Origin of the sequence: Fuerstiella sp., from assembly GCA_022447225.1 — a bacterium.
In the GTDB taxonomy this organism is placed as follows: Bacteria; Planctomycetota; Planctomycetia; order Planctomycetales; family Planctomycetaceae; genus S139-18.
Genome location: JAKVAZ010000009.1, coordinates 201,313 through 224,175, shown reverse-complemented (window position 1 = coordinate 224,175; position 22,863 = coordinate 201,313). Strand labels below are relative to the sequence as shown.

Below are 22,863 nucleotides of genomic sequence, written 5' to 3'. Positions count from 1 at the left end.
ATATATCCGTACCTGACTATGCCTGGTGATATTCGCGGTACCATTCAACAAACCGCCGTACGCCCGTTTCAATCGCGGTTGAAGGACGGAACCCAACGGCTTCCTGCAGGCTATCCACATCAGCGAATGTCGCTGTCACATCCCCGGGCTGCATGGGTAGCATGATTTTTTCGGCCTCAATCCCCAGGCAGTCTTCTACACAGCTGATCAGCCGCATCAATTCGACGGGCTGATTGTTTCCGATGTTGTAAACACGATAGGGGGCTGACGAGTCGCTGTCTGAATCCGGTTCCGGAACCTGATCACTGATTCGCACCACTCCTTCAACAATGTCATCCACAAAGGTGAAATCACGCTTCATTTTACCATGATTGAACACGTTGATCGGACGGCCGTTAGTGATCGCCTCAGTAAACAGCCAAAGTGCCATGTCCGGACGGCCCCATGGGCCATAGACCGTGAAGAACCGCAGACCGGTCGCCGGCAGGCCAAACAGGTGACTGTAGCAGTGGGCCATGAGTTCGTTGGATTTTTTTGTGGCAGCGTACAAACTCAGCGGATGATCTACTCGATCGCTTACCCGAAATGGAATACCGGGGTTGGCTCCGTAGACGGAACTGGAAGATGCATAGACCAGATGACCGGTGTTGTGCCGACGGCATTCTTCAAGGATATTCACAAAACCAACCAGATTAGAATCCACATAAGCATGCGGATTCTCCAGCGAGTAACGCACACCCGCCTGGGCAGCCAGATGGATCACCGTGTCGAACTGATGTTCTGCAAAGATGCGACTCATCGCATCCCGGTCTTCCACAGCAGCTTCAGTGAATATGAAATTCGGGTTCGGTGACAACAGTTCCAGCCGATCCTTCTTGAGCTGTACTGAGTAATAATCGTTAAGGTTGTCGAGTCCAACAACGGTATCGCCCCGTTCGAGCAATACACGGGACGTGTGCATTCCAATGAATCCTGCGGCTCCGGTGACCAGAATCTTCGACATTTTTTGAGGGGCTCCAATGAAACGATTCAACAGCGATCAACTGGTGTTCCATGGGTATACGCACAGATTAGGGCGAACTGTATACGGAAATACGGAAACTGGTCGGTTCAGGGAGATTTGATCAGGTTTTTGTGCCAGCCAATTGTCCGCTCAAGACCGTCGCTGAGTGACACACCAGGTTGCCAGTCCAGCCATCTTTGAGCTCGACCAATGTCTGGACAACGTTGTTGTGGGTCGTCTTCGGGAAGTGGATGGTGCGTGATCTTTGACGAACTGCCGGTAGCAGCAATGACGGCCTGTGCCAGTTCGAGCATTGTGTTTTCGATCGGGTTACCAATGTTAACCGGGCCGATATGCTGATCCTGATCCATCATACGCAGCATGCCTTCAATCAGATCATCACAATAACAGAATGAACGGGTCTGCTTCCCATCTCCGTAAATGGTGACATCATCCCCGACTAACGCCTGCCGGATGAAATTGGAAATGACGCGTCCGTCATTCGGATCCATGCGGGGGCCGTAAGTATTGAAGATCCGAACGATGCGGATTTCTGTGCCGTGTGACTGGTGATAATTCATCAGCAGAGACTCCGCAATTCGTTTCCCTTCGTCATAACAGCTGCGGGGTCCGATCGGATTCACGTGTCCCCAGTACTCTTCCGTTTGAGGGTGGATCTGAGGATCACCATAAACCTCCGATGTCGAAGCATGCAGCACACGGGCCTGACATCGTTTGGCCAGTCCCATGATATTGACCATTCCGACCGTGGACGTTTTGATCGTCTTAATTGGGTTGAATTGATAGGCCTCCGGAGACGCGGGACATGCCAGATTGAAAATACGGTCCACTTCCAGGAAAACCGGGTGCACAATATCGTGTCGGATGACCTCAAAATCGGGGTGACCGATGAGGTGCCGAATGTTTCGCCGTTTGCCCGTAAAGAAATTGTCCAGGCAGATGACTTCATCGCCACGTTCGATGAGGCGATCGCAGAGGTGACTTCCCAGAAAACCGGCACCACCAGTGACCAGCACTGTCGACATGTTTTTGACCCCGGTCGTTAAAAAAAATCACAGTGCGAATGATAGCACGTTGCTGTCGGAGAGAAATTCGGGTTGATGATCCTGACGAACCATCACTCAGAACGCATTGCTTCTGCGATTCCAATCGCCCGGTCAATTCGATGCAGACAGGCTGCCTGACCCAGTAGTTCCAGTGTTCCAAACAGATCTGCGCCCTGCCCTTTTCCGGTAACACACAGACGCAGCGGCGCTGCGATGGCACCAAAACCGATTTCCTGTGTCTTTACGAATTCCTGGACCAGATCGTGGAGGGATGCCCTGAGGAAAGGTGTACCGGCAGAGAACTCGTTACGCAGCTTTCTGAGCAGGTCAGTCGTCTGTTCCCGGGCCACAACGCGTTTTTGGAAGTTCCTCTCGTCGAATTTCAGTTGGTCGTCTTCAACAAAGAATTCATCGAGTGAAAGGATATCTCCAAAAACGCGTATGCGATCGCCTGCCAACTCCATCACACGTCTGACGCGTTCCCGCGTATTTTCGTCAGCATCCGGCTGAATCAATTCCGCCTTTTCCAGAAATCTCAGACACCCCCGCAGACGTTCCTCCTCTGACAGTGCTGACATCCAGTGTGTCTGGTAACTCATCAGCTTGTCCGGGTCCAGGCCGGCCGAACCTCTGACGACTCTGTGCAGGCTGAAGTGATTCTGCATCTCAGCGGTCGAGAAGATTTCAGTTTCGTCGTCGAGAGACCAGCCCAGCCGCACTAAAGCATTCAGCAGGCCGGATGCCAGAAAACCAACTTCTCGGTAAAAGGCGACCATCACCGGGGACAATCCGTCTTCACCTGCGTCGCGGTCAATGCGTGTCAGGACCTGATCTCCGAGTTCGAAAAGCCTGCGAAATTCCTTTTGCTGACGGTACTTTCCGACATCACGCTTACTCAGTTTCTTTTTCGATGCCGGTGCTGCAACAAATGGAATGTGAGCAAAAACCGGTGTGGTGTTGCCGAACGCCTCGTGGATCAGAACCTGGAATGGGGTATTGGACAGATGTTCTTCAGCACGAATGACATGGCTGATGTTCATGGCTGCGTCGTCGACAACGGTGGCAAAATTGTATAGCGGACTGCCGTCATTTCTGGCAATCACAGGATCAACCATTAGTGAGCAGTCCCATTCCACTTCACCACGAACAAGATCCTTGATACTTACCGTTCTGTTTCTGGGCACCAGAAATCGCACAACATGTGGATCTCCGGCAGTTTGGCGTGCCTGGATTTCTTCGGCTGAGAGATTCAGTGAAGCCCGACTGCTGACATACTGCCTTTTCTCGCGTTCAGCAGTCTCACGCTGCTGTCGGGTTGCGTCCGGTGATTCAAAATCCAGATATGCATTTTGAGTTGCCAGCAGCTTGTTTTTAGCCGCGTCATACTGTTCACGTCGTTGAGACTGAAAGTACGGCCCACAGTCACCGCCCGTTTCCGGACCCTCATCCCAGTCCAGCCCCAGCCAGCGAAAAGCTTCCAGAATCGGTCCCAGTGCTTCTTCAACGTTTCGTTGCTGATCTGTGTCGTCGATCCGCAGGATGAACTGACCATTATTGCGGCGTGCCCAGAGCCAGTTGAACAGAGCGGTTCTCATGCCGCCGATGTGCATGTAACCTGTAGGACTTGGGGCGAAACGAGTTCTTACGGTCATTGGTTGGTGTCCCCGAACACACGTTGTGCTGATATTTTCAGTCTGCTTTCCTTCGATCCTGGATGTCGAATCGTAGTGGTCTCAAATCAGGCTGCAATCTGTGGCAGGCAGGAATTGTGAAGGGATTTCGGCGATGCTGTTCGGAAACAACAGCCAGGTGGGTTTCGGCAGGGATCCCCGTACCGGGAAAAGGTCGGTATTAGCCGGCATATCGATCGGGTTCAGTGATTCACAGGTGATTTTTCAACCGTGTGACGGGTCTGCACGGGTCTCGACATCCGTCATCCGGCTCGGCGGTATGGGGCGATAGATCGACACCGTGGGGTTTGTTCTTCAAAAGGCGGTTTGTTGAGAGTCTGCTGCTGGAGTTATGAATAATGAGCTATGTCGTTCCCTTGTTGCTGTGTAGTTTTATGACTGTGCCTGTTTCGGGATCGGTCAGTGCAACGCCACCAAATATCGTGTTGATCATCAGCGATGACCAGGCATGGACGGACTATGGATTTATGGGGCACCCCACGATCCGTACTCCGCATCTGGATCGGTTGGCATCACGCAGTGCGTTGTTTCGACGAGGCTATGTTCCCACTGCATTGTGCAGGCCTTCTCTGGCAACACTGGCGACGGGACTGTATGCCCATCGCCACGGGATTACCGGTAACGACCCGGTCCGCCTGCAGTCCGCGACTCCGAAGGAGTTCAATCAGTTACGAGCGGACCTGATTTCCAAAATCGATCGCGTTCCAACATTACCCCGATTGCTCAGAGAATCCGGATATCGCAGTCATCAAAGCGGGAAATGGTGGGAAGGCAACTTTCGTCGGGGCGGTTTTACTCACGGAATGACGCGTGGATTTCCCCGGCCCGGCGGGCGGCATGGTGATGATGGACTGGAAATCGGGCGGCAGGGACTCTCGCCGGTACTGGATTTTATTGATGAATCGGTGGCAGAACAAACTCCGTTTTTTGTCTGGTATGCACCGTTTCTTCCCCATGAACCACACAATCCACCCGAGCGATTTCTGGAAAAATATCGTGCTTCGAATCGTCCGATCGAGCTGTCCAGGTATTTCGCCATGTGCGAATGGTTTGATGAAACCTGTGGCGAACTGGTTGATCATATTCAGCTTCAGGGAATCACAGAACGCACATTGATCATTTACGTCACCGACAACGGCTGGATTCAGCGAACTCCACATACACACGTTCCGGATGGATGGAAAACCCACTTTGCACCCAGGTCGAAACAGTCACCGAATGAGGGCGGAATCCGTACACCGGTGATGCTGTGCTGGCCTGGCATGATCGAACCTGCTGAACGTCCTGAATTGGTGAGCAGTCTCGACCTGGTCCCGACTATGCTGGCCGCTGCCGGTATGGAAACCCTTCCGTCAATGTCAGGAATCAGTCTGTTGCCTCTCGTTACCGAATCACAACTACTGAAGCGTGATAAGATCTTTGGAGAGGGATTTGCTCACGATATTGTCGATCCGGGTAACCTGCAGGAGACCCTCCTCTATCGCTGGGTCATTCAGAACAGGTGGAAATTGATCCTCAGGTACGACGGGAAAGTGACTCGCTACCGGGCGGTTCATGAACAGACTGCCCGCGGTCCGGAACTGTTCGATCTTCATGCTGATCCGCATGAAGAAAACAACGTCGCTGCTGATCATCCACAACTCGTAGCCGGACTGGCCGAAAAAATTGCAAACTGGTGGAAGGTAGACGAGGGAAGTGTTCGAACCACGCCCTGACTCCCGTCACGGTTACCAGATTTGGTGCACATTGGTTGTGTTGATTTTCGTCTGACCAGCAGGAGAGCTGTGACTGATTTCGTTAAAACGAATCAGCAGCCGGAATACACAATCGGAGTTTACCCATTTAGAACGGGCATCTGCCGGTCGGAGTTTTCTGATCCTGACTTAGGTGGCAAGCTCCGATCAACGACCGATCACAGGCTGCGTCTGAGCTCTTCGAGCACGCATTTGTGCGCGACGACGATTACGGCGGGCCTCATCACTGGGCTTTTCGAAGAATTCGCGCTTGCGCATTTCCTTCTTGATTCCGGCGTGTTCAACCAGCTTCCGAAACCGCTTAACAGCATCATTTACATTTTCATTGTCGCGCAAACGCAGCTTAACCACCCAAAAGCCTCCAGTGTTTGAAAGTAAACAGCGCAGTATTAATAATACGCCGGACTCAGAAAAACAGCACACCAGTGTAACCTGCTGTCAGCAAGTCGCCAACCCGTATACTGCAATGTCCTGTCGAAAGACGAAATTCTGCGGTCTGGCTCGGCGGTTTGAATCGCATTGGTCGCTCATTTGACAATCATCATGATTTTTACACTTCGTTGCGGGGGCCGACGGCAGATGATTCCATTCGGGCCCGAACGACAGACCATCAGTATTCTGCGCCACCACCGCAGCTGTGAAACGTTTCGTGGACCGTCATGTTTTTGAGCGTCGGGCTGTTTTGTCGGCACAGGTATGCACGTGCAGGGATCGGCTGAATACAGCAAGCGGAGCTTTGCCGGGGCAATTCATGTTTCAGATACCCAATGTCAGAGAAAACAGTGCCGGTCTGGGTCATTACATTAGGACTCCGAAAGTCATTGACGTTCAACCTCCGTTTACGGATCACGGTTGGGGACCGCGTTACCGGAGATGTCGCTGTGCCAGCTCCGAAAACGAGCATTGCAGCTGTCTCGCTGTGAAGTTCGTTTGGTTTTCAGTAGGGTCGCGCGAGCTGAAAATCTGTTCTTCAACTTTCGGGAACTGGCAGATTTGCGGGTAACTTCAATACCAGTCATCTCAAACATCAGCCGGATACGCGTACTCATCAAACCACGTCTGCTCCGGTGCGTCAGCGAACACAGCGTCATATTGCCGCAGGCCAATTCCGCCTTCTCTTTCAGCCAGTTGGCGAAGTGCTTTGCGACGATAGTCCCATCCGTTCGAACGGGCAACCTGTTCGAGCCAGTCACACAGATGCAGTGTGCACAGCAGGTTGAAATCTTCATCCGTGACGTCGATCAGCTGATCGGAGAATCGATCAAGAATCTGATAAGGTCCTGCCGATTTTAGCACCTCCTGGTCAAAATGGGGGCGGTCCATCGCGCAGTTCAGATAAGACACAAATTCTGCCTGCTCACCGATCAGTTCGCGGATTTCGTCGCGTTTTTCCACGGGAAGCGCAAATCCCTGAAATAACTGAGTCCCGTAAATGGAATGAAACAGTCCGGTATTTGCCAGCTCTTCATTCCAGCCCCATTTCTTAAGATCGTTGTAGACACCGATGGCATGGGCAAGATACCCCTTGGAAGTATGTGCAACGTCGTTTGCGCCGATGTCCTGAAAATACGTACAAAGTTCTTTGAAGGTTTTCATTAGTCTGTCCAGCCGATAGGGAAGTCGTTGGCTCTTTGATCTGTCCATCCTAACCGGAAAGCGTGTTGCGCCAAACGTGTGTCGGGGCTGCCGCGGGGCGCGGAAACGAAAGCTAAGCAGCGGGTGGGCCCGAAGCACTGTCGTCTGGGCGGAATTCTCGTCTGGTCTGACTGCAGCTGCACGGTCGTTCAAAAGTCATACCGCTCGATTGTCCCGAGGTGCATCACCTGCCCCTGTTGAGCGGCGGGCGATGCAGAAAACGAGTATTGGTCTGACCGGATGAACCACTGCCGAACAGTTGCAACGTGCTCTGGCAATCCGGAAGGTCGAAGTGTGTCCCGATCGATTCGGTATCAAAAGTGCCGGCCGGATACGGAGTTCGTGATCTCAATGGATCGTCAATTTAAACGATCCATCGCCGCTTTGATTTCGACATCGATGGCAGCGAGGGGATGCAGGGGCTGCATTGGATCGGAGACCGCGGTGACTGTGTTTGTGTTCGGATCCCAGTTAACAGGGCCGTAGCGGGCAGGCCGGGAATTGCCGGTCAGGATATGGGCAGCGGCATCTCCTTTGTTGTAGTGCCAGTATTCAAACGGGTAGTGCATGAATCCGCGGGATTCCATGATTGCAGTAATTGTTAGACGAGTTTTTAGTTCCGAATCGGTGACAAACGGCGAACGCATGGGGGTGAGTTCGCTCATCTCCGGATAGGGGCCTCCTCGCCACACCTCACGACCGTTATCTCTTTCAAAGACTGAAATATCGATGGCCGAACCCGATAAGTGGGTTCCGGTTTTGGGAATGTTGGCCGTCAGCACCATTGCCCGACGAAATACGAATTCGACGGACGGAATCTCACCGCGGCACTCCCAGATACACTTTTGCAGAATGGCATCGAAAACCTGAGGGACGCGGCCCAGCACGGTCTGCATTTCCAGGGTCCGATAACCATCTTCTATTTTCAGGACCCAACCTCGACGATTCATTTCCTGACCAATGGCAATCACATCCTCCACCAAAGATTTCCGGATTGAAAAGACGCGACCCAGATTTCTTCCGATCTGAGATTCAGCAAACCACATTTCGACGTCGGCTGATTGGGCGGCGGCACGGAGACAGCCGAATCCTTCCCCGCATTCAATGACAGGAAACGAGATCAGCTGCTGAACCAGCTCATACCCGGCCTCCAGTTGCTCAGTCCAGTACCTGCGGCGTGGTTCGTCATCGCTGGATGGTGTGGTCATAAAAGTTTTGGTTGTTGACTGAGGGAGTGGGGCGGTGCCTGAATCAGTCAATCGAATAAATTGACAGTGCACATTCCGCAGCGGCTTTCACAGCCGTATCAGTAGCATTAATCTGCCAAGATGCAAAATACGATTCAGAAAAAGACCGCGTGTCCCCGTGACTGTCCGGATGCGTGCGGACTGATCGTGACCGTTGATGATGGAAGGGTCGTTCGTCTGCAGGGAGATCCGGATCACCCGGTGACTCAGGGGTATATCTGCGGGCGTACGACTCGCTACACCGATCAACAAAACTCTCCCCAACGTCTGAAGCGGCCTCTGCTGCGCCGTTCCAAAAGTGCAGATCCCGAAGAGATTTCCTGGGATGTCGCTTTTGACATGATTGCCGAACGAATGCTGCGTTACCGCCAGGAGTCCGGAGCTGAGTCAATTCTCCAGTATCGCTGTGGTGGTTCTCTGGGGATCATGAAACACGTGGGTGACTACTTCTTTGAGAGGTTCGGTCCGGTCACAATAAAGAGCGGTGACGTTTGCGCGGGCGCCGGAGATGCTGCTCAACGGACGGACTTTGGGAAATGCGACAGCAGTGACGTTCTCGACTTTCACAGGTCGAAGACCATATTTTTGTGGGGTAAGAACGTCTTTGTGAGCAGTATTCATTTGATTCCGGAACTGAAAGCTGCCCGTGCGAATGGGGCCAAAATTGTTTTGATCGACCCGGTTTGTCATCAAACGACATCCATTGCGGACTATTACGTTCAGCCGGCACCTGGTTCTGACGCGGCCATTGCCATGGGGATCGCCCGCTGGCTGTTTGAACACAATGCTATTGATACGTCTATCAGTGACTATTGCGATAATGTCCATGAATTTCGGACACTCACACACAAAAAGTCACTCGAAGAGTGGGCCGCCGTTGCCGACCTGAGTTTGAAAGAACTTGAGACGCTGGCCCGGGCGTATGCCGCCGGCCCCACATGCAGTATGATCGGATGGGGGCTGCAGAGACGCAGACACGGTGCTGCCACTGTTCGAGCAATTGATGCTTTGGCCGCTGTTTCAGGAAATATCGGAATTGCCGGCGGCGGATCATCGTTCTACTTCGTCCGCAGAGATGCGTTTGATCTGAGTTTTTCAAATCCGCATGCTGCGCCTCGTACTATTCCGGAACCGATGTTGGGCAGTGGGATTCTTTCGGCCAGTGAGCCGGCCGTTCGAATGGCCTGGATCTGGGCCGCGAATCCGGTCGCCATGTTGCCGGATTCGGCGATGGTGGCCGAAGCGCTGCGGACGCGTGAATTCACGGTTGTGGTGGATCCGTTTCTGACCGACACCGCCCGCTGCGCCGATCTGGTGCTGCCAACGACCACCTTTCTGGAGGAAGACGATCTGATTGGATCGTACGGTCATCATTATCTTGCCGAAGTGAATCCGGTTGTGGAACCACCCGAAGGCGTCCTGAGTGATCACGAAATCTTTCGGGAGCTTTCACGTCGCATGGGAATTTCGGACGATTTCGATGTGGATGCCGGGGTCTGGAAACGGCGACTGTTCACGAAACTCAGCGGAGCCGGAGTCGCCATGGACGACTTTGGAAAGGGCGCTGTCAGAAATCCGTTCACAAGTGACGTACTGTTTGATGATCGAAAATTCAATACTTCGACGGGAAACATCAACCTGATCCATGAACTGCATTCGGACATGACAAACCGTCCAATGGAGTCCCGACCGAAGCTGACAGCATTGTCGACTGGAAAATCTCAGGCGTCACAATGGCCGGCCGAGACGCAAATCGGACCGGCAATTGCGGTTGTTCATCCATCGACGGCTCCCGATTTTGCAGACGGCGACCAGGTGACACTGACAACGAAACGTGGCCGAATGCAGGTGCGGTTGCATTTTGATGATCGTCAGCGACGGGATGTCATTCTGATGGAAAAGGGCGGCTGGTATTCTTCCGGCCGCAGTGCTAATGCACTGATTGCGGCCGAAGCAACTGATGACGGGCAGTGCGCTGTCTATTATGACACACCGGTTACAATTTCGCGGTCGGTGCCGCCGTCAAGCCTTAACGACAGGTGATTGAACCTGTTGTGTGTCCGGCGCTGAACGCGGGGCACCGACCATTTTGACCTGAGCACCGTTTGACACCAGACTATGGTCTCGACAGTTGACTACAACATTCAGTACCGAAGGACAGAATAATGAAAACAATTCGCGTGGGAATTGTGGGGCTTGGGGCCAACACTCGTTTGCGACATGTTCCTGGGTTACGTGCGTGCGACAGTGTCGAGATTGTCAGCGTTTGTAACCGTCGGCCGGAATCGACTCAACAGGCTGCCGGGGAGTACGGGATACCCCGAACGTTCGACACGTGGCAGGAACTCGTCAACGACGACGATATCGATGCTGTCGTCATTGGCACCTGGCCTTATCTGCACTGTGAGATCACCATTGCGGCACTACAGGCCGGAAAACATGTCCTCGTGGAAGCACGAATGGCTCGTGATGCCAATGAAGCTCGACGCATGTTTGAGGCCAGTCAAAAGAATACTGAGCTGGTCACTCAAATTGTACCCAGTCCGTTTGGTCTTGAGGTTCATCGGGTTGTTCAGGAATTGATTCAGGACGGTTATGTAGGTGAGTTGCGGGAAGTTGTTGTTCTGGGGTGCAACAACAGTCTCATGGATCCGACGACTCCCCTGCACTGGCGTCAGTCGAAAGAACTCAGCGGTCTCAATATGCTTGCCATGGGGATTCTGCATGAAACACTGGTTCGCTGGGTTCCTGATCCGGTCCGGGTCCTCGCGCAGACGCAGATCTACACGTCAAAGCGGACTGATGCTTCCACTGGTGACTCCGTTGACGTGAGCACTCCGGACAGTGTGCATGTCCTGACGGAACTGCCTGGAGGTGCCCGGGGAATCTATCATCTCAGCGGCGCAATGCATCACGCACCACCCATGCAGATTCGGATCTTTGGCAGTGAGGGAACGCTGCATTGTGTCTGCAACCCGGATGATCAGTTGCTGGGTGCGCGCGCAGGTGACAGTGAGCTTCGGGAAATTTCTGTTCCTGCAGAAAAACAGGGGAGCTGGCGGGTTGAAGAAGAGTTTATCGACGCGATTCGTGGCAATGGGGTAATCGAATTTACTGACTTTGCTACAGGTGTACGATACATGGAATTCACCGAAGCCGTTGCACGCAGTGCTGAGGTGGGACAGGCCGTTCAGTTACCGACAGGACCATGAATCCGAAGCAGCGGGGCCGTGGGTTGTCACGGCAGTGACCGCGATTCCGGCTGTGTTGCCGTTGCTGCGGTGTTTTAGTCCGGCAGCTCACCGCGCGTCCGCAGACACGAATGCGGTTCACTATTCGAAACAGCAAACCGTTAAAAACACAAATATTCGGTGACGTTTGTTGGAGCCCGTGTTTCCGGAAGGTGCCCTGCAGTGGAACCCGGAAGAGCCGGAGTCGATGCGACGTTTTTGACATGTCGTCGGTCTTTGAGGCATGCCGTCATGTCGCAGGGACGAGTTTGTGCAGTGAATACACTTAGTGAGCGACAGGTCGGTCTGCGGGACTCTTCGTACCTTGCCCGCAGGCCCTGAGTTACCTCATTGTTTGTCCGAAGATCAGCCAGATAATATCCTAGCCGGGGAGTACGCGGACATGGACCTTCTATCGCGCAGGACTTAAACATGGCCCGCGCGTCGTTGTCGATCAGTCATTCGACTTCGCAAACATAGTCGCTCGTGTTTCTGCCTTTAGGGGGAGTCATGATGTGTGCCGTATGTGGCAGGATTCCCGCGAACACGGAGCCAATTGTCCCGTCAGCCACGGTGACCTGCCAAAGCCGTTGTTCTCGAGTACCACTTTGTCGGCAGGCGTGGTTCTGATCTGGTTGGTTCAACGCCGGGGTGCGGGTAAGGACACTGAGGACTGGTTCGGAAATGATTGGGACGGAGTGTTTTGCGCGTCGAGGTTCCCCCGGGGCCGGTTAAACACAAGCCAACACAAACAGGAGCAGCCGTTATGATGACACGACAATACATTGCTTGTCTTTCGGTCCTGCTACTTCTCATCAGCTGTGATACCGAAAGGCAACAATTAGCTGACAAAACTCAAATTACGGAAACACTTCCTGACGAGGGGATAGCCGATGTCGAGACCAAAGATCCAGCCGGTGTTGAGATCGAGATTGTTGGAGTGTATCGCAAACCAGATCGAGAGTTCATAGAAGAGGCCTTGAAGTCGCTGCTCCTCAAGATGAATTCCGCTGAATGGGTCTTCAGCGGAAGCGGAAACTCCGTGACGTTCACCTCTTCAGCACTCGGTGAACCACACGAGGTGGCCAAACAGCTTTCGTTCGGAAAGATCTCTCGTATCGAAAATCGCACGATTCGAGTGATTTACCTGGAAAAAGATCACAAGCCTTTCCTGCCACGGCACAAATCCGAGCCTGGTTCCTTCGATGCTCCTTCACCCGACCAACTTGGACCGGCGCTCGAGGAAAACAACGGCGACTGGAAATCGGCTCTGGAGAAAATCGGGGCGAAATTCCAATTGAACGATCAGGAACAGATCGTTCAATTGGACATGCCCTCGTTTTCGACTTCCGACGAATCTCTCAGGCACGTGGCGGGGCTGACCTCACTTCGAAAACTGGATCTCAGTTTATGTGACGATGTCAGCGACGATGGTGCACGCCATTTAAAGAATCTCACGGAGCTTGAAGAGGTCAACTTGTTCGGCACCAACATCGGCAATTCAGGACAATCACATCTGGCTGCACTTACCAGACTGAAAAAACTTGGTCTTTCTGGTCATGGAACACAAGAGGGGTTGCGGCATCTGGATGCACTTACCGGGATGGAAGATTTGAAAATCGGATACGGTTTCGGCTATCCGGTGTCCTCCGACGGACTTAAATACCTTCAGAGCATGAGTCAGCTCAAACGTTTGCGACTGGACGGGTGTGAGGTGTCGAATGACGGGCTCGAGATTATCAGGCGATTCGGAAATCTGATCTCTCTCCAGCTGGATTCGGGCCGGATGACCGATGCCGGGCTGGAACACCTGTCGAAACTGGAACGTCTGCGGACACTGTCACTTAAGGACTGTGAGCAGATAACCGACGACGGTGTGGCCCATTTGCGTTCACTGACAAGTTTGACGTATCTGAATCTGGATGGAACACCGCTGTCCGACGCTGGTGTTGCATACCTCACCTCTCTGACGAGCATCTCCAGTTTATCGCTGGCGAAAACTCGAATAACTGGTCAGGGTATTAAGTCTCTGATCCCACTATCACAACTGCAGCAACTGGTTCTCGATAATACGGCGGTCACGGACAGGGCTGTTGACCACCTGACTTTATTTCCAAAGCTCAACAGTGTCTGGCTCTCAAACACCGGAATTACCGACGCTGCTCTAAAGCGTCTTGGAACGATTTCTCAACTCAGCACGCTGTATCTAAACGGCACACAGATCACCGATGCAGGGATGGCCCAACTGTCAGGACTGACCAAACTTCGATCACTGGGGATCGGAAAGACGGCAGTCACGGAACAAGGATTGCAGCATCTGAATAACTGCCAGCGGCTCAACGATATTCGCGCAGACGAATCCGGAGTGACATCTGATGCGATCAGACGGTTTCGAAATCGCTGATCCTGTTACAAAGTTTGTTCTCCGACCCGATTCGTATCAGGTGTGATTCCACGACGTCGTTTGCCTGTTGCCCGGGGGCGTAATTCGGGGCCGTCAGATGACGATTGCCGGACATGTGGCGATCGTTGGTCACCGGTCCAAACTTCGCTGCCCACCTGAGAGTCGTATCGATATGACGATCAGGGTAACAACGAAAATAACGCCCTGTCGGCTCGTTTCGTTCCGACAGCGGAATGATGTGTGAGCTGCCATGACGTGGAATCACTCGCGGTGAATCCGCGGGATGGATTCAGGCACTTCGAACCGGCACGCCGGGTGGCCCATGACCGGCAGTTCGAAAGCCTTCAATGCTGCGTCGAGTTGACGTTCTGCAGTGAGGAACGCCACTGGCGTTGACGAACATCGATGCGCAGTGGCTACGACTCGGGAGTCACAAACAGTGATGCGAGTATTCCGCAATACGTGTTTTGGTGGATGCAGGATCCTGCATCCACCAGATAATGAGAGGACTTCAGCCGGCAGTGTGAATTCCCGGTTTGACTTCCCGCCCATAATCACAGAACCCCGGTTCCCATTTGCCGGCACACGTTGATCCACCAGTTGCGTTACACGAACCATCCAGGCGTCGATTCACTCAAAAATAAACGTGCCAAATCGTTTGTAATCATGAAAGCTGGGGCCTACACGAGCCCAGTCCCACTGCGTCATCTTTTTGTTGTCGTAATCGATGCGGTACACGTTGCCCCGCCACGTCGTTCCGGATTTTGGCGGGACATTTTTTAAAGGATTCAGTAACGAATAGGGAATGAATACTTCTGCGGTCCATCTCTCAATCTGTGAGCCGGACTGCGCCGGACCTCCGGTGATACTGATCTTTGTTCGGGTTTTGCGATCCCCTTCGTAGCGCCACGGTCGCCACCCCATGAAATGTCCGCCGAAATTGGGAATCAGAATCGGCAACTCTTTGTTTAAAGGTGATATTTCATATTCGAAGTAGACGGGATACGACTCGTCGGTCCACAGAAAGACTTCAAATACATCTTCCAGATACAGGTCTGCGAAATCGTCTTCCATTGTGGCAGTAAGGAGCGAATCTGTTCCGTCAAAAAGGAAGTAGATTCCAGTCTCGGAATACAGCGTTTTGAATCGTGTGGAATAGTTGTGTCCGGCGCCGGGTCGCTTGTTCAGGTCAATCCACTTGGCCCTGGTCCAGGCATCAGCGTTCCCGTCACCGGTGAGTTCGAAATCACTCGTAAACCTGACGGTCAACTGTGTCGTGTTGACAGTCCGAACGGAGAATTCGTCCTTTTCCGGTTGTCCGCAGAACGAGGTCGAATGGCTAAAAATACAGCCGATCACAACGGCAGTGATTCTTAATCGTATTTGGAATTGCATTTTGTGCAGCCCTGTCAGTGGTCTGTCTGCTCAGCAGACGATGGTTGGAAGGTCCCGGTCACCCGGAAAGGTCATCAGTCGCCGGAACCGGGTTAATCAGCGTTTCTGCCCGATTCGTGTTTGTTGTGAAGACTGCCGCATCTGTTATCGTTGGAGTTGGTTCCGGTTTTGATTCTGTTACAGATTTCACACAAGTCAATGACAACACCAGTTCGTTTAGCTGCTGAAAGACAGAGTCATGACGGTGACGTATCAAGATGAATGGAGTTCTCTTTCGTGGATGTCCATTCCTCTGTGGCTGGTGCTGTGTGTCGCAGGGTGTGATTCGCCGACGTCAACACCCGTGGTCCGGCAGGACAACGCAGATACATCGGCCGCACCGTTCCGGGAAAAAATGGAAATCACGACGACAGATCCGGTTCCGCAGGACGTATCACCTGAATCGGATTCTCTTGAAATTGTGTCTGAAGTCGATCGCCAGCCACTGGTGTCCCAGACACGCCGTCTGATCGAAGCTCTGGACTTTGCCGGCAGCCCCCTTTCTGAAACCGACGTTCGCGCCCTGCGTGCAGCCATGGAGTTGTCCGATGATGTGCAAACTATCGGGCAGATTCAGCGAATTCTCAATGCTTACACACTGGTTGACGTGCACATAAATCCGGAGGCCCGTGTCAAAGTCGGGCCCGGTGAATGCCACTCCCGACTGCAGCAGCAGGGGTGGCGTATCTTTCTTGTTCGTGTGCGTAATGAGGCCCGAGTGACGGCAAGACTGGAAGTGACCAGCAGGAACAACCAGCCGACAATGGACTTCGCACAGGAAGGAACCATCACTCCTGTCGAAGTGCAGGAACGCTGGATGAAAGTTGAGATGCTGGATAAGAGACCTCTCAACTCCCGTCTGAGCGGACTGCCTGTTGAATATCGAATTGTAACCGTGTTCAGTCGCGATGCCGGTGAACGCGAAGGGCATCTCGCGTTCGATGTGGGACATGGATCGCAGGACATTGGATTCCGCAACGATTTGCACGTGCTTTTTCACTGTGATTCTGCTGTCAAAGTGATCTTCAATATCCGGGATCACGATGGCCAACCCACAACCGGGTCACTGGTGATTCAGGATGAAAAGGGCCAGCTTTATCCACTGCCCGCACGGCGCACAGCACCCGATTTTTTCTTTCAGGAACAGATTTACCGGACAAGCGGTGAGTATGTGATGCTGCCGGCGGGGCGTTATCAGATCGATTATGGTCGTGGACCCGAATATCTCCGGGAAAGAAAAAGTGTGGATGTGCCGGAGGTAGAAGTTCACCCGATTGAACTACAGTTGACCCGCTGGGTTAATCCGCAGGCCCGGGGCTGGATCTCGGGTGACCATCACATTCACGCCTCCGGATGTATGCACTATCAAAGTCCGGCAATTGGTGTCGAAGCTCCGGTCATGCTGCATCATATTGAGGGGGAAGGTCTGAACGTCGGAAACGTGCTGACGTGGGGGCCTGGCTGGGAACATCAAAAAAATAATTTCTGCGGCGCAGCTGATGAAGTCTCCACGAAGACGAACGTGATTCGTTACGACGTAGAGGTCTCGCAATTTCCAAGTGATCACACCGGTCACCTGTGCCTGCTGGGTTTGACTGAAGACGACTATCCGGGCACCACGGCCAAGAGCGAATGGCCGAGTTGGGGGCTGCCCATAGTTAAGTGGGCAAAACTGCAGGGGGCTGTGACAGGTGCAGCGCATTCCGGATGGGGTCTGGATGTCTTTCCCGAGGCCCGACTGCCCAACTACGTGGTGCCGCCGATGGACGGGATCGGTGCCCAGGAGTCGCTGGTGCATGCCGCACATGATGCCGTGGATTTTCTTTCTACTGTTGATACTCCCTACGTCTGGGAACTCAATGTCTGGTATCACATGATGAATTGTGGTTTCGACATTAAGGCCAGTGGAGAGACCGATTTTCCCTGTATCTATGGTGAACGAGTGGGGCTGGGACGCAGCTATGTCAGGATTGAGGATTCTTCCCGCGTCAGCTATCCCGCCTGGGTGCGCGGTGTGCAGGCCGGTCGTTCGTACGTGTCTGACGGTTCCAGTCATCTGATGGACTTTGCTGTGAACGGTATTGTGTCCGGTGACGCAGAACGAAGTGCGGTTGAGCTCAATGGACCGGAAACTGTTCGTGTCACTGCAAATGTGGCGGCTCTGCTGGATGACGAACCTCGCACCGTGTTCAGAGGAGCGGGGAACTGGGACACATTTCTGAAGGATGAAATGTTGCGGAACGGTCGCGAGCAGATTCCGATCCGGGATCTGCCGTATACCTCCAAACCCTACTGGCATCTGGAGCGTGCCCGTATCGGAGACTCACGCAATGTGACTCTTGAACTCATTGTCAATGGCCAGGTAGCAGACCAGCAGGAGATCCTTGCTGACGGTTCAGAGATCCCTGTTTCTTTTGATGTCCCGATCGAACGCAGCAGCTGGGTGGCTCTGCGGATTCTTGCCGCTTCACATACGAATCCCGTGACTGTCCGGGTGAGTGATCAGCCTGTTCGTGCCTCAAAACTGAGCGCCGAGTGGTGTCTGGACAGCATCGATCAGCTCTGGCTTCAAAAGGCCATGAACATACGTTCCCAGGAACGAGCTGCGGCTCACGAAGCCTACGGACTGGCGCGCACTGTTTATCAGAAAATCGCTCAGGAAGCGTATGACGACACTGCACTCCTGACTGGGGCTGACGCGAAACGGCGGCAGTGGCAGCACCTGACTATTCAGGACAATATGCAGTTGATTGAGTTTGCCATGTCGCATAACGATGGTGAATACGGCAACGTGACGTTTGACCGCGTCGTGCGGGGATTCACCGGTGAGATTGATCTGAAATTGTCTGTGGAGCCCCAGGTGGCCCAAATCCATTACACTCTGGACGGATCACGTGTCACAGTTGATTCACCGATTTATGTCGGTCCGCTTAAACTGAACGAAACTGTGACGGTGTCGGCACGCGGGTTCATCGATGGCAGGATCTGCACGGAAATGGCAACCGCCACGTATACTCGGTTTACTCCGGAAGATTTTGGCACAGACGTCAGGCCAGGCAGGACCCGACCGGGCCTAAACTACCGTTACTTCCACGGCGATTATGCTGAACTTAACAATGTTGCAGAATCGCACCTCGTTTCGGAATTCATTGCGCCCAATTTCACGCTCGACGTCCGAGAGCGGGATCTGTACTTTGCCATTCATTTCAGTGGCTTAATCGACATTCCGCGGGACGGCATCTACACTTTTAGTACCTCCTCGAACGACGGGAGCTGTCTGTACATTGGCGAAACGCTTGTTGTTTCCAATGATGGACTGCATGGACTGGGACCGGTTTCAGACATCATTCCCCTGAAAGCCGGTCTGCACCCGATTCGCCTTGATTATTTCAATGCGGGCGGCACCTGGGGGCTTGAGGTAAAATGGAAGGGGCCGGGATTTGAGGAGCAACCGGTTCCGGATGAGGTGCTGCACTGCAAACCACTGGCTACAATTAAATAACAGGTAACATCTTGACTATTTTGAACTGTTGAGTTCACTGGTTGCCAACCATTGAGAAAAGTAACTGAGCTGCAGGAGAAAACCCGTTGATTGATTTCGAGTACACTGCCCCCACTCAACTGGACGATGCCATCAGTCAGCTCTCCAAAGCCGGTGATCGCGCACGGATTCTGGCGGGCGGTACTGATATTATTGTCCAGTTGCGAGAGGGGCTTCAAAGTGCCGACCTTGTGGTCGATGTAAAAAAGATTCCGGAACTGACTCAGTTTGAGTTTACTGCCGGGCAGGATCTGCAACTGGGTGCGAGTGTGCCGTGTTGGCAGATCTATGGAAATTCCGATATTTCCAATGCTTATTCGGCGCTGACGGATGCGGTGCATATCATCGGGGGCTGGCAGATTCAGAGTCGTGCCAGTGTTGGCGGGAATCTTTGTAACTCGTCGCCCGCCGCTGATTCGATACCAGCATTGATTGCCCTTGACGCAGTGGCCAATATCGCGGGTCCGTCGGGGCGCCGCACGGTTCCCGCGAGCGAATTCTGTATGGCACCCGGTCGTAATGTTCTCGAGACTGGAGAATTGCTGGTCAGTTTGACGTTGCCGGCGCCGGGACCTCACAGTGGATCGGCATACCAAAGATTCATTCCTCGCAACGAAATGGATATCGCGGTTGTGGGAACTGGCTCATACGTGCGACTTGACCCCGATGGTCAGAAGATTGAACAGGCGAGAATCGCACTTTCCGCTGTCGCAGCTACTCCGGTATTCGCAGAGGAAGCTTCCAGTTGGCTGGCTGGTCAACCGATCAATGAAGACGTGTTTGCAGAAGCGGGGGAGCTTGCAAAAAAGGTTGCTTCGCCAATCGATGATATGAGAGGTCCTGCGGAATACCGAACTCATTTGGTCGGCGTCCTCACCAGACGTACGCTGGCGACCGCGTGTGAACGTGCCCGCCAATAGAGTTTTGCCCCCATGACAAATGCCATTCCGGCAGAGTCGGTGTCCAGAAACCCGGACCGTGAAACAGAGGAAACAGATGAAGACACACGTATCTACAACGATCAATGGAGAGGCCGTGGAGTTTCTCTGTCAGCCACGGCAGAGTCTGCTGGAAGTCCTGAGAGATGTGCTGTCTCTCACCGGCTGTAAAGAAGGCTGTAACAACGGCAACTGCGGTGCCTGCACCGTGGTGCTCAATGGACTACCTGTCGACAGTTGCCTGGTCTTGGCTGTGGAAGTTGAAGGGGCGAACATCGAAACCGTCGAAGGGGTTGCCCAGCAAAGAAAACTGCACCCCGTACAACAGTGTTTCCTTGAAGGGGCCGCACTGCAATGTGGTATCTGTACCCCAGGATTTATTATGACCTCAAAGGCTCTGCTGGAAAAAAATCCTGATGCTGATGAAGAAGAGATTCGTTTCAGCCTTGCCGGCAATCTGTGCCGCTGCACCGGCTATGACAAAATTGTCCACGCTGTACAGGCGGTACAGGCCGCTGAGGAATCGGCTCCTACTTCCCGGTAGAATCACAGGAACACCAACGGCCTCTGATTAACGCTTACTGATGAAAGTTTCAGTTCAACCGTCGAAGACGGAGAAGATATCAACATGAGTACAGAATTCGCTACGGAGCGGGCAACCGAATACAAAGTCATCGGAACGCGACCGGTACGCCATGACGGTTCTGACAAGGTGACCGGAAAGGCTGTGTACACCGACGACCTGCACCTGCCGAACATGGCTTTTGGTGCTTTTGTTCGCAGCCCGCACGCACACGCACGAATTATATCGATCGATACCAGTCAGGCTGAAAACATGCCGGGTGTGCTGGCAACGTGCACTTCTGCTGACCTGCCTGATCCGTGGGACAAAGTTGATGACCTCGGTGAAGGCTGTGTCAATTATGCTCATTTGTCTGGGAACGTGCTGGCACGAGGCAAGGCGTTATATAAAGGTCATGCGGTAGCGGCTGTTGTCGCAACTGATTCGCATCTGGCCGAAGAAGCCGCCAGCCGAATCCGGGTTGAGTACGAACCGCTGCCAGCATCGACCTGGGTCCTCGATGCAATGAAGGACGACGCTCCGCTTCTGCATGACGATCTGATCACACACACACTTGATGATGCACCGGCAAAACCGAGCAATATTGAAAGCCATATCCGATTTGAAAAAGGAAATATCGAGGAGGGGTTTGCAGCAGCCGACGTCATTGTCGAGCGTGAATTTAAAACAGCTACCGTTCATCAGGGCTATATCGAACCTCACGTTTCTGTGGCATTGTGGAACGAAGACGGTCGGCTCAAAATCTGGACAGCCACTCAGGGATCGTTCGCGGTGCGCCAACAGATGGCAGCACTGCTGAAGATGCCCATTTCTCAAATCACAATTGTCCCGTGTGAAATTGGGGGCGGGTTCGGAGGAAAGATTTCTGTCTATGAGCAGCCCGTGGCTGCTGTGCTCAGTCGAAAATGCGGTCGGCCGGTAAAAATCATGATGCGCCGGGATGAAGTGTTCGAGTCCACGGGCCCCACGCCCGGATCCTTTATGCGTGTGAAAATCGGCGCCACCAAAGATGGAAAACTGACGGCCGGTGAAGCCTGGCTGGCTTTTGACGCAGGGGCTTTTCCTGGTGGTGTTATCGGTCCCGGATGCATGTGCGTCTTCAGTTGCTATGACCTGCCGAACGCTGCTGTCGACGGGTTTGACGTGGTCCTGAACAAACCAAAAACTCAGGCGTATCGGGCACCTGGTTCGACTCATGTGGCTTTCGCTGCGGAATCGGTCATTGACGAACTCGCTGTTCAACTGGATATCGATCCCATCGAATTCCGCCTGAAAAACGCAGCCGTAGAAGGAACACGTCGTGTCGACGGCCCCGTCTATCCGCGTGTCGGGCTGGTCGAGTGTCTGGAGGCGATCAGAAACAGTGATCACTGGCAGTCCAGTCTTTCCGGGCCGAATCGTGGAAGGGGTGTCGCCTGTGGTTTCTGGTTCAATGCCGGACTCAAGTCGAGTGTGACGGCCAACGTCAACCCGGACGGTACGGTTACACTCGTTGAAGGCTCCACGGATATCGGTGGTACACGTACATCGATTGCAATGCAGCTTGCGGAAACACTGGGGATCTCGGCTACGGACGTCATTCCCCAGGTCGCCGATACCGACAGCATCGGCTTCACGGACGTCACCGGCGGCAGTCGCACGACTTTCGCAACCGGGCTGGCTGCGCATGAAGCAGCACTGGATATTCAGCGACAGATGGTTGAGCGAGCGTCACAAATCTGGGAGTGTGATGCCGGCGACGTCGAAGTCAGCCAGGGTGTGTACCGCAGCAATGGAAAGTCTCTTTCATTCGCGGAACTGGCCCTGAAAGCAGATACCGTTGGCGAAGCGATTATCGGCCGTGGCGCAGTCGACCCACAGGTCTCGACCAATGCATTTGCCGTTCACCTGGTCGATGTCGAAGTGGATCCGGAAACCGGAAAGGTAACCATTTTGCGTTACACGGCCACACAGGACGCCGGTACCGCGATTCACCCGAGTTATGTGGAGGGGCAGATCCAGGGCGGTTCGGTACAGGGTATCGGCTGGGCACTCAACGAAGAGTACTTTTATGACGACGATGGCCACGTGCGGAATGCCAGTTTCCTCGATTATCGGATGCCAACCTGTTACGACATACCAATGATTGAAACGATCATTGTGGAAGTCCCCAATCCCGATCACCCCTATGGAGTTCGAGGAGTCGGCGAAGTTTCGATCGTACCGCCGCCACCGGCGATCGCCAGTGCGATTCAGCGAGCAACAGGTATTCGACTCACTGATCTGCCGATGTCCCCACCTAAACTCTGGCGAGCAATCAACAACGGCAAATGATCTTCGGCTTCCCTGAGCTAAGA

15 protein-coding genes are annotated in these 22,863 nt (G+C 53.3%); 8 read left to right on the top strand and 7 right to left on the bottom strand.

The features are described 5' to 3' along the window. Positions 1 to 16: 16 nt before the first annotated feature. From MK110_11620 to gltX, 3 genes are all read right to left on the bottom strand, one after another. A complete protein-coding gene (locus MK110_11620; GenBank protein MCH2211943.1) occupies positions 17 to 1,003 on the bottom strand; it encodes an NAD-dependent epimerase in 987 nt (328 codons plus the stop codon). 107 nt (positions 1,004 to 1,110) lie between these two features. Then, positions 1,111 to 2,049, bottom strand: coding sequence for an SDR family oxidoreductase (locus MK110_11615; GenBank protein ID MCH2211942.1), 939 nt, complete (start codon positions 2,047 to 2,049; stop codon positions 1,111 to 1,113). A 92-nt stretch (positions 2,050 to 2,141) separates the two neighbouring features. Beyond that, positions 2,142 to 3,722: a glutamate--tRNA ligase gene (gene gltX, locus MK110_11610; GenBank protein ID MCH2211941.1), complete on the bottom strand. Its 1,581-nt coding sequence runs from the start codon at positions 3,720 to 3,722 to the stop codon at positions 2,142 to 2,144. Between the two features lie 377 nt (positions 3,723 to 4,099). On the opposite strand from gltX, the gene MK110_11605 reads away from it, so the two are divergent. Further along, a complete protein-coding gene (locus tag MK110_11605; GenBank protein MCH2211940.1) occupies positions 4,100 to 5,476 on the top strand; it encodes a sulfatase in 1,377 nt (458 codons plus the stop codon). Positions 5,477 to 5,662: 186 nt separating this feature from the next. Here MK110_11605 and rpsU read toward each other — a convergent pair whose 3' ends face one another. The 3 genes from rpsU to MK110_11590 all read right to left on the bottom strand — a co-directional run bounded on the left by rpsU (position 5,663) and on the right by MK110_11590 (position 8,358). Next, positions 5,663 to 5,866, bottom strand: coding sequence for a 30S ribosomal protein S21 (rpsU, locus tag MK110_11600; GenBank protein ID MCH2211939.1), 204 nt, complete (start codon positions 5,864 to 5,866; stop codon positions 5,663 to 5,665). 669 nt (positions 5,867 to 6,535) lie between these two features. Next, positions 6,536 to 7,111, bottom strand: a complete 576-nt coding sequence (locus MK110_11595) for a hypothetical protein (GenBank protein MCH2211938.1) — start codon at positions 7,109 to 7,111, stop codon at positions 6,536 to 6,538. Between the two features lie 398 nt (positions 7,112 to 7,509). Further along, positions 7,510 to 8,358, bottom strand: a complete 849-nt coding sequence (locus MK110_11590) for a hypothetical protein (protein MCH2211937.1) — start codon at positions 8,356 to 8,358, stop codon at positions 7,510 to 7,512. Between the two features lie 120 nt (positions 8,359 to 8,478). Between MK110_11590 and MK110_11585 the strand changes: the two genes are divergently transcribed. The 3 genes from MK110_11585 (at position 8,479) to MK110_11575 (ending at position 14,031) form a co-directional block, all read left to right on the top strand. After that, positions 8,479 to 10,440, top strand: coding sequence for a molybdopterin-dependent oxidoreductase (locus tag MK110_11585; GenBank protein ID MCH2211936.1), 1,962 nt, complete (start codon positions 8,479 to 8,481; stop codon positions 10,438 to 10,440). A 122-nt stretch (positions 10,441 to 10,562) separates the two neighbouring features. Continuing rightward, positions 10,563 to 11,609: a Gfo/Idh/MocA family oxidoreductase gene (locus MK110_11580; GenBank protein ID MCH2211935.1), complete on the top strand. Its 1,047-nt coding sequence runs from the start codon at positions 10,563 to 10,565 to the stop codon at positions 11,607 to 11,609. Positions 11,610 to 12,393: 784 nt separating this feature from the next. Next, positions 12,394 to 14,031, top strand: a complete 1,638-nt coding sequence (locus MK110_11575; GenBank protein MCH2211934.1) for a hypothetical protein — start codon at positions 12,394 to 12,396, stop codon at positions 14,029 to 14,031. Between the two features lie 630 nt (positions 14,032 to 14,661). Here the strand turns inward: MK110_11575 and MK110_11570 are convergent. Beyond that, complete coding sequence (locus MK110_11570) at positions 14,662 to 15,426, bottom strand: carbohydrate-binding family 9-like protein (GenBank protein MCH2211933.1); 765 nt, start codon at positions 15,424 to 15,426, stop codon at positions 14,662 to 14,664. Between the two features lie 244 nt (positions 15,427 to 15,670). Between MK110_11570 and MK110_11565 the strand changes: the two genes are divergently transcribed. From MK110_11565 to MK110_11550, 4 genes are all read left to right on the top strand, one after another. Then, on the top strand, positions 15,671 to 18,967 hold the full coding sequence (locus MK110_11565; protein MCH2211932.1) for a CehA/McbA family metallohydrolase: 3,297 nt from the start codon (positions 15,671 to 15,673) through the stop codon (positions 18,965 to 18,967). An 86-nt stretch (positions 18,968 to 19,053) separates the two neighbouring features. Further along, positions 19,054 to 19,926 carry a xanthine dehydrogenase family protein subunit M gene (locus MK110_11560; protein MCH2211931.1) on the top strand — a complete coding sequence of 291 codons (873 nt, stop codon included), beginning with the start codon at positions 19,054 to 19,056 and terminating at the stop codon, positions 19,924 to 19,926. A gap of 76 nt (positions 19,927 to 20,002) precedes the next feature. Next, entirely contained in the window at positions 20,003 to 20,488 is a 486-nt protein-coding gene (locus MK110_11555; GenBank protein ID MCH2211930.1) for a (2Fe-2S)-binding protein, read from the top strand. 84 nt (positions 20,489 to 20,572) lie between these two features. After that, on the top strand, positions 20,573 to 22,840 hold the full coding sequence (locus MK110_11550) for a xanthine dehydrogenase family protein molybdopterin-binding subunit (GenBank protein ID MCH2211929.1): 2,268 nt from the start codon (positions 20,573 to 20,575) through the stop codon (positions 22,838 to 22,840). The last annotated feature ends 23 nt before the right edge of the window (positions 22,841 to 22,863 follow it).

What these genes read in the sequence shown, in the direction of transcription:
- MK110_11620 (MCH2211943.1), bottom strand. Translation starts at nt 1,003, where the DNA reads ATGTCGAAGATTCTGGTCACCGGAGCCGCAGGATTCATTGGAATGCAC.
- MK110_11615 (MCH2211942.1), bottom strand. Translation starts at nt 2,049, where the DNA reads ATGTCGACAGTGCTGGTCACTGGTGGTGCCGGTTTTCTGGGAAGTCAC.
- gltX (MCH2211941.1), bottom strand. Translation starts at nt 3,722, where the DNA reads ATGACCGTAAGAACTCGTTTCGCCCCAAGTCCTACAGGTTACATGCAC.
- MK110_11605 (MCH2211940.1), top strand. Translation starts at nt 4,100, where the DNA reads ATGAGCTATGTCGTTCCCTTGTTGCTGTGTAGTTTTATGACTGTGCCT.
- MK110_11595 (MCH2211938.1), bottom strand. Translation starts at nt 7,111, where the DNA reads ATGAAAACCTTCAAAGAACTTTGTACGTATTTTCAGGACATCGGCGCA.
- MK110_11590 (MCH2211937.1), bottom strand. Translation starts at nt 8,358, where the DNA reads ATGACCACACCATCCAGCGATGACGAACCACGCCGCAGGTACTGGACT.
- MK110_11585 (MCH2211936.1), top strand. Translation starts at nt 8,479, where the DNA reads ATGCAAAATACGATTCAGAAAAAGACCGCGTGTCCCCGTGACTGTCCG.
- MK110_11580 (MCH2211935.1), top strand. Translation starts at nt 10,563, where the DNA reads ATGAAAACAATTCGCGTGGGAATTGTGGGGCTTGGGGCCAACACTCGT.
- MK110_11575 (MCH2211934.1), top strand. Translation starts at nt 12,394, where the DNA reads ATGATGACACGACAATACATTGCTTGTCTTTCGGTCCTGCTACTTCTC.
- MK110_11570 (MCH2211933.1), bottom strand. Translation starts at nt 15,426, where the DNA reads ATGCAATTCCAAATACGATTAAGAATCACTGCCGTTGTGATCGGCTGT.
- MK110_11555 (MCH2211930.1), top strand. Translation starts at nt 20,003, where the DNA reads ATGAAGACACACGTATCTACAACGATCAATGGAGAGGCCGTGGAGTTT.
- MK110_11550 (MCH2211929.1), top strand. Translation starts at nt 20,573, where the DNA reads ATGAGTACAGAATTCGCTACGGAGCGGGCAACCGAATACAAAGTCATC.